7 protein-coding genes are annotated in these 7766 nt (G+C 71.5%); 3 read left to right on the forward strand and 4 right to left on the reverse strand.

What is annotated here, in order from left to right:
- Positions 1 to 44 precede the first annotated feature (44 nt).
- The 3 genes from FNX44_RS20525 to sp36 all read right to left on the reverse strand — a co-directional run bounded on the left by FNX44_RS20525 (position 45) and on the right by sp36 (position 2575).
- The gene (locus tag FNX44_RS20525) at positions 45 to 1865 is read right to left on the reverse strand and encodes a S9 family peptidase (protein ID WP_228450052.1); all 1821 of its coding nucleotides are present in this window, start codon (positions 1863 to 1865) and stop codon (positions 45 to 47) included.
- A gap of 93 nt (positions 1866 to 1958) precedes the next feature.
- A complete protein-coding gene (locus FNX44_RS20530; RefSeq protein WP_143650013.1) occupies positions 1959 to 2423 on the reverse strand; it encodes a RidA family protein in 465 nt (154 codons plus the stop codon).
- Positions 2420 to 2575, reverse strand: a complete 156-nt coding sequence (sp36, locus tag FNX44_RS20535) for a Sp36 family protein (protein WP_143650014.1) — start codon at positions 2573 to 2575, stop codon at positions 2420 to 2422. Before sp36 ends, FNX44_RS20530 begins: the two co-directional genes overlap by 4 nt.
- A 44-nt stretch (positions 2576 to 2619) precedes the next feature.
- On the opposite strand from sp36, the gene bagA reads away from it, so the two are divergent.
- Entirely contained in the window at positions 2620 to 3597 is a 978-nt protein-coding gene (bagA, locus tag FNX44_RS20540; protein ID WP_143650016.1) for an ATPase BagA, read from the forward strand.
- Complete coding sequence (gene bagB, locus FNX44_RS20545; protein WP_143650018.1) at positions 3594 to 4871, forward strand: ATPase BagB; 1278 nt, start codon at positions 3594 to 3596, stop codon at positions 4869 to 4871. The genes bagA and bagB overlap by 4 nt, the downstream gene beginning before the upstream one ends.
- Here the strand turns inward: bagB and FNX44_RS20550 are convergent.
- Entirely contained in the window at positions 4829 to 5161 is a 333-nt protein-coding gene (locus tag FNX44_RS20550) for a WhiB family transcriptional regulator (RefSeq protein WP_143650020.1), read from the reverse strand. The genes bagB and FNX44_RS20550 overlap by 43 nt on opposite strands.
- Before the next feature lie 417 nt (positions 5162 to 5578).
- On the opposite strand from FNX44_RS20550, the gene FNX44_RS20555 reads away from it, so the two are divergent.
- Positions 5579 to 7766 (forward strand): transglycosylase domain-containing protein (locus tag FNX44_RS20555; RefSeq protein WP_143650021.1); only part of this gene is annotated, 2188 nt, incomplete at its 3' end.

A 7766-nucleotide genomic window follows, 5' to 3' on the forward strand; every position in this document is an offset into this window, starting at 1 on the left:
TGTGTATAAGAGACAGCCGCTGCCCCCGCTGCCCGCCCCGGTGATCAGCGTCCGGTGTCCGGCAGGTGGCGGCGGGCGAAGTCCAGCTCAAGGCCGACCTGCTTGACCCGCTCGGCGACCACCAGCGAACCGTGCCCGGCCTCGTACCGGTACACCTCGTGCGGGTGCCCGCGCTCGGCCAGCCGCCCGACGTAGTTCTCCACCTGCCGGATCGGGCAGCGCGGGTCGTTGACCCCGGCGGAGATGTACACCGGTGCCCGCACCCGGTCCACGTACGTCAGCGGCGACGAGGCCGCGAACCGCTCCGGCACCTCGTCGGGCCCGCCGCCGAACAGCGTCCGGTCGAGGGACTTCAGGGCGTCCATCTCGTCGTGGTAGGCGGTCACGTAGTCGGCGACCGGGACGGCCGCGATGCCCACCGCCCAGTCGTCCGGCCGCGTGCCGATGCCCAGCAGCGTCAGATAGCCGCCCCAGGACCCGCCGGTGAGCACCAACCGCTCGGGGTCGGCCAGCCCGGACTCGATCGCCCAGGCGCGGACCGCCGCGATGTCCTCCAGCTCGATGAGACCGACCCGGTGCTTCAGCGCGTCCGTCCACTCCCGGCCGTAGCCGGTGGAGCCCCGGTAGTTGACCCGGACGACGGCGTAGCCGTGGTCGACCCAGGCCGCCGGCTGGGCGGCGAACGCGTCGCTGTCGTGCCAGGTCGGGCCGCCGTGGAGGTCGAAGACGGTCGGGAAGGGACCCTCACCCGCCGGCTTCTGCACCAGCGCGTGCACACGCCCGCCAGGGCCCTCCACCCAGACGTCGCTCACCGGCACCGAGCCGGGCGCGCGCAGCCCCGGCGGGTCGAGCACCACCGCGCCCCGGGTGGAGCGCACGACCGGCGGTTCGGCGGCCGAGGACCACAGGTACTCGATCGAGCCGTCCGGTCGGGCCGTCGCGCCGGACACCGAACCCGGCGGCGTGTCCACCCGCTCCAGCGTGCCGTCGAAGTCGTAGCGCCACAGCTCGCTGCGGGCGTGGTGGCTGTGCGCGACCAGCAGCGCGCCGCCGTCCGGGTACCACTCGGCGCTGATGTCGCCGGGCAGGTCGATGGCGAGCTCCCGCACCTCACCGGTCAGCGGGTCCCACAGCATCGGCTCCCAGCGGCCGCGCCGCTGGTGCCCGACGAGTAGTCGGCTGTCACCCGTCACAGGTGCGAAGCCGAGGACGGCGAGGCCGAGTTCGCGGGTGCCGCCCTCGGTGTCGTCCAGCTCGGCGACGAGCGTGCCGTCCAGTCGCACGACGCGCAGCGCGGAGTGCATCGCGTCACCGTGCTCGGTGTGCTCGATCACCAGCAGGTCGCCGTCGTGGCTCAGGTCGCCGACGCCCGCCGACTCGCGGTGCCGGTAGATCTCCACCGGCTCGCCGCCGGGCAGCTGGACGTGGATCGTGGAGCCGTCCTCGTCGGTCGAGCGGCCGACGACCACCGTGCCGTCCCGGCCGAGCGCCAGGCCGGCCGGATAGCCCGGGGCCAGACCGGGCACCGCCTCCTTGGCGCCATCGCCCTTCGCTGCCGTGAACGGCTGCCGCTTCCAGACGCCGAACTCGTCGCCGTCGGTGTCGGCGAACCACCACAGCCACTCGCCGTCGGGGGACAGGGTGCCGTCCGTCGTGCCGTTCGGCCGGTCGGTCGCCTGGATCTGCCGGCCGCTCTCCCGGTCCCAGGTGTACAGCTCGTACGTGCCCGTCGCGTTCGAGACAAAAAGCGAGCGGGAAGGGGCGTCCTCGGCCCACTCGGGAAGGGACACGCGGGGGGCGCGGAAGCGCTGCTCCCAGCGCGGCATGCCCTCGCCGGCCGGATCGGCGGTGTTCGTCTGCGTCATGCGCCCCATTGTGCGCACGTCCGTGGAACGCACGTCGGGCGGTCGGGGCGGAACACCGTCCACGCCCCGACCGCCCGACAGGGACCTCGTGGCTCAGTCGGCCAGCTCGACCTGGATCTCGACCTCGACGGGGGCGTCGATCGGCAGCACGGCCACGCCGACGGCGCTGCGCGCGTGCACGCCCTTCTCGCCCAGCACCTCGCCCAGCAGCTCACTGGCGCCGTTGATCACGGCCGGCTGGCCGGTGAAGTGCGGCGCGGACGCGACGAAGCCGACGACCTTGACCACTCGCCTGATCCGGTCCAGGTCACCGACCACGGACTTCACGGCGGCCAGCGCGTTCAGCGCGCAGGTGGCGGCCAACTCCTTCGCTCGTTCCGGTGAGACCTCGCTGCCGACCTTGCCGGTCACCGGCAGCTGCCCGTCGACCAGCGGCAGCTGTCCCGCGGTGTACACGTACGAGCCGGAGACCACGGCCGGCACGTAGGACGCGAGCGGCGTCGCCACCTCCGGCAGCTTCAGCCCCAGCTCCGCCAGCCGCGCCTCGACGGCGCTCACTGCTTGGCCCGCTTGAGGTAGGCCACCAGCTGCTCGGGGTTCGGCCCGGGCACGACCTGGACCAGCTCCCAGCCGTCCTCGCCCCAGGTGTCCAGAATCTGCTTGGTCGCGTGCACCAGCAGCGGCACGGTCGCGTATTCCCACTTCGTCATGGTGCAGAGGGTAGTGCGTCGGGACGGGTGGTTAGGCTCCCAGGGTGAGCAGGCTGCATGTGGTCACCGGCAAGGGCGGCACCGGCAAGACGACGGTCGCCGCCGCGCTCGCGCTCGCCCTGGCCGACGCCGGGCGGCGCACACTCCTGGTGGAGGTGGAGGGACGGCAGGGCATCGCCCCGCTCTTCGAGACCGAGGCGCTGCCGTACGAGGAACGGCGGGTCGCGGTCGGCCCGGCCGGCGGCGAGGTGTACGCGCTGGCCATCGACGCCGAACAGGCGCTGCTGGACTACCTCCAGATGTTCTACCGGCTCGGCAGCGCCGGCCGGATGCTGCGCCGCGCCGGCGCGATCGACTTCGCCACGACCATCGCCCCCGGGCTGCGCGACGTGCTGCTCACCGGCAAGGCGTGCGAGGCGGTACGGCGACGCGGCAAGGACGGCGCGTTCGTCTACGACGCCGTGGTGATGGACGCCCCGCCCACCGGCCGCATCACCCGCTTCCTCAACGTCAACGACGAGGTGGCCGGGCTCGCCAGGGTCGGCCCGGTGCACAACCAGGCGCAGGCCGTCATGCGGGTGATCAAGTCGCCGGAGACCGCCGTGCACCTTGTCTGCCTGCTGGAGGAGATGCCCGTCCAGGAGACCGTCGACGGCGTCGCCGAACTCCGGGAGGCCGGGCTGCCGGTGGGTTCGGTGCTGGTCAACATGGTGCGGCCGACGCTGCTCACCCCCGACGAGTACACGGCGGCCGAACGAGACCGGGCCGGAGTGGCGAAGGCCCTGGCCGGCGCCGGACTCGGCGGCGCCCGACGCGGCGGCCGGGCCGAACGCCTCGTCGCCCCGCTCCTCGCGGAGGCCGCCGAACACACCCAACGCATCGCCATGGAAGCCGAGTTGCGGCAGGAGTTGGCCGGGCTCGAACTGCCGACACGCGAACTTCAGACACTGCCGGAGGGAGTCGACCTGGCCGGCCTCTACACGCTGGCCGGGCGGCTGCGGAAGCAGGGAGTGGCCGGATGAGCCCGCGCACCACCACCACCGACGGACCCGGGACCGCCCCGGGACTGGACGCCGCGCCCGGACTGGACTCCTCGCCCGTGCTGGAGGTCGATCCGCTGCTGGACGATCCCGAGACGCGCATCGTCGTCTGCTGCGGATCGGGCGGCGTCGGCAAGACCACCACGGCCGCCGCGCTCGGGGTCCGCGCCGCCGAACGCGGCCGCCGGGTCGTCGTGCTCACCATCGACCCGGCCCGCCGCCTCGCCCAGTCCATGGGCCTGACGGAACTCGACAACACCCCGCGCCGGGTGCCGGGCGTCGACGAGTCCAAGGGCGGCGAACTGCACGCCATGATGCTCGACATGAAGCGGACGTTCGACGAGATCGTCGAGGCGCACGCCGACCCCGAGCGCGCGAAGGCGATCCTGGAGAACCCCTTCTACGCCTCGCTGTCCGCCGGTTTCGCGGGCACCCAGGAGTACATGGCCATGGAGAAGCTGGGCCAGCTCCGGGCGCGGGAAGAGTGGGACCTGATCGTCGTCGACACCCCGCCCAGCAGGTCCGCGCTGGACTTCCTGGACGCGCCGAGCCGCCTCGGCTCCTTCCTCGACGGCCGGCTCATCCGACTGCTCGCCGCCCCCGCGAAGGCCGGCGGACGGGCCGGCATGAGGTTCGTCAACCTGGGCATGGCCGGGCTCTCCCTGGTGACCGGCACGCTCGGCAAGCTGCTCGGCACCGGGCTGCTGCGCGACGTCCAGACGTTCGTCGCGGCAATGGACACCATGTTCGGCGGCTTCCGCACCCGCGCCGACGCCACGTACCGGTTGCTCCAGGCGCGGGGCACGGCCTTCGTGGTGGTCGCGGCTCCCGAGAGGGACGCGCTCCGGGAGGCCGCTTACTTCGTGGAACGGCTCGCCGCCGACGACATGCCGCTCGCCGGGATGGTGCTGAACCGGGTGCACGGCACCGCGGCGGGGGAGCTCAGCGCGGAACGCGCGCTCGCCGCGGCGGAAGTCCTCTCCGACCCCGCCGAGCCCTCCTCGCCGGAGCGGCTGGCGGCGGGGCTGCTGAGGTTGCACGCCGAGCGGATGCGGTTGCTCGCCCGTGAGCGGCGTACCCGGGACCGGTTCGCGGCGCTGCACCCCGAGGTGCTCGTCGCCGAGGTGCCGGCGCTGCCGGGGGACGTGCACGATCTTGACGGCCTCCGCGCCATCGGCGGCCGGCTGGCCGACCAGCCGGCCGGCTCCGAGGCTCAGCCCGCGGCGGCGGACGCCGGCAGCTCCCCCTGCCCGTAGTCGGCCGGGTAGCCCTCGTACTCGGCGCGGGCCGTCTCCAGCAGCCGCCGCCAGGAGGTGACCGTCGGCCGCCGTCGCAGCAGCGCGCGGCGCTCCCGCTCGGTCATCCCGCCCCACACGCCGAACTCCACGCGGTTGTCGAGCGCGTCGGCCAGGCACTCGGTGCGTACCGGGCAGCCGGTGCACACCGCCTTCGCCCGGTTCTGCGCCGCGCCCTGCACGAACAGTTCGTCCGGATCGGTCGTACGACAGGCGGCCTGCGTACTCCAGTCCGTAACCCAGCTACTCATCGCTGGTGCCGTCCTCTCCCGTATCGAGGCTCGCTCGCTCCCCCTCGGCGACCAACGGCATATGCGCCGTCGCCAGTTGAGGACGTTACGGAAAGCGAGCAGGCGACAACACCCCCGACCGGTCCAATCTTGGATGGCCCGATCGGACTATGGGTACGCGGCAGATCACCCAACGGAGTGACCCCAGGACAACTCGGACTTCTCGGGCGCTTGGGGCGGTTGTTGGCGGCCGTGCGGGGGTTTCTTGCGAGTTTCCCTGGCATATGCGTTGCATATGACGGCAATTCAGGGCGCCTCTCATCACCCACAGGAGTGAGGGGAGAGGTGTGGTGGGGCCGCACTCCCGTGACAGGCGTGAGACAGAGTAAACGAACACATGCACCCCTGTCCGGGGTTTGAGAACGTAGGCTGGCACCCATGGCAAACAAGCGCTCGGGCGGTGGGTTGTCCGCGACCCAGCAAGCCGCGAAGTTCCTCGGCGTAAGCGTGCTCGCCGGTGCGGTGGCGGCCGGCATCGCCCTGCCCGCCGTCGGCGGCCTCGGCCTCGCGGCCAAGGAGACGGCCGAGGGCTTCGGCGAGATCCCGGCCGTCCTCAAGCGCCCGGCGCTCAGCCAGAAGACCACGATCTACGACGCCGAGGGCGGCGTCATCGCCGTCGACTACGCCCGCAACCGCACCGAGGTGCCGCTCGAGGACATCTCGCCGTGGATGCGCAAGGCCATCGTCGCCATCGAGGACGCGCGCTTCTACCAGCACGGCGCCGTCGACCTCAAGGGCGTCCTGCGCGCGCTCAACCGGAACGCCCAGGCCGGCGAGGTCTCCGAGGGCGCCTCCACCCTCACCCAGCAGTACGTGAAGAACGTCTTCGTGGAGGAGGCCGGCGACGACCCCGACAAGGTCGCCCAGGCCACCCAGCAGACGCTCGGGCGCAAGATCAAAGAACTCAAGTACGCCATCCAGCTCGAACAGGACCTGACGAAGAACGAGATCCTGGAGAACTACCTCAACATCACGTTCTTCGGACAGCAGTCCTACGGCGTCGAGGCCGCCTCGCAGCGCTACTTCTCCAAGTCCGCCAAGAAGCTGGAGATCCAGGAGGCCGCCCTCCTCGCCGGCATCGTCCAGTCGCCCACCAGGTACGACCCGATCAACGACGAGCAGGAAGGCCTCAAGCGCCGCAACGTCGTGCTCACCCGCATGGCGTCCGTCGGCCACATCGACCGCGCCGAACTCGAGGAGCTGAGGAAGAAGCCGCTCGGCCTCAAGGTCAGCCGCCCCAAGAGCGGCTGCATCACCGCCGAACTGAACGCCGGCTTCTTCTGCAACTACGTCCGGCAGGAGTTCCTCACCAACGAGGCCTTCGGCAAGACCGACAAGGAACGCCTCGCCCGCTGGAGGCAGGGCGGCCTGCACATCAGGACCACCCTCAGCCCCAAGGCGCAGAAGGCCGCCCACGACGCGGCCACCTCCAAGGTGAACCGCACGGACAAGGTGGCCGCCGCCGTCGTCTCCGTCGAACCCGGCACCGGCCGCATCCTCTCCATGGCCCAGACCCGGCCCTACGGCACCAACGCCGACAACAACGAGACCGTGCTCAACCTCTCCGTCGGCAACGCCATGGGCGGCTCCACCATGGGCTTCCAGCCCGGCTCCACCTTCAAGCCGATCGTCGCCGCGGCGGCCATCGAGAAGGGCATCAGCCCGGCCGACACCTACTCCAGCGGCAGCAAGACCGAGTTCGACATGGCCCGCTTCCGCACCTGCGAGAACGCCCCCTATGGCACCGGCAAGTACCCCGTGGGCAACGAACGCCAGGACATGTCCGGCACCTGGGACATGTACAGCGCGATCGGCCAGTCGGTGAACACCTACACCATCGACATGCTCCAGAAGACCGGCCTGTGCGAGACCGCCGACATGGCCGCCAAGCTCGGCATCCGGGCCGCCACCGGCAAGCGCCTCGTCGGCGTCCCCTCCATGGGCCTGGGCGTCGTCCAGACCACCCCGCTCGACATGGCCAGCGCCTACGCCGCCTTCGCCAACCGCGGCGAGTACTGCACCCCGATCGCCATCGACAAGGTCACCGACAGCAAGGGCAACGAACTGCGGCCCCCGGAGACCAAGTGCAACCGGGCCATGTCCGAGCAGACCGCCGACATGGTGAACGGCATCCTCAAGGGCGTCATGGAGGAGGGCACCGGCTCCGGCGTCCGACTCGGCGACCGGGAGAACGCCGGCAAGACCGGCACCACCGAGCAGCGCCGCGACGTGTGGTTCGTCGGCTACACCCCGCAGCTCTCCACCGCCGTCTGGGTCGGCGGCGACGGCACCACTCGCCCCACCATGTTCAACATCACCATCGGCGGCCAGTACTACGGCCACGTCTCCGGCAGCGGCCTCCCGGGCCCCATCTGGCGGGCCGCGATGACCGGCTCCCTCCAGGGCGTCGAAGCCGGCAAGTTCAACCCCGTCAAGGTGCCCCGCGGCGACAAGGGCAAGAAGGACGACGAGGACAAGCAGGACCGCCGCCGCGACCGCGACCGCGATCGTGACGGCGACAACGACAACGACGACGACGGCCGCAACCCGTCCCGCCCCGGCACCC

The sequence above is a fragment of the Streptomyces alkaliterrae genome (assembly GCF_007097205.2).
GTDB lineage: Bacteria > Actinomycetota > Actinomycetes > Streptomycetales > Streptomycetaceae > Streptomyces > Streptomyces alkaliterrae.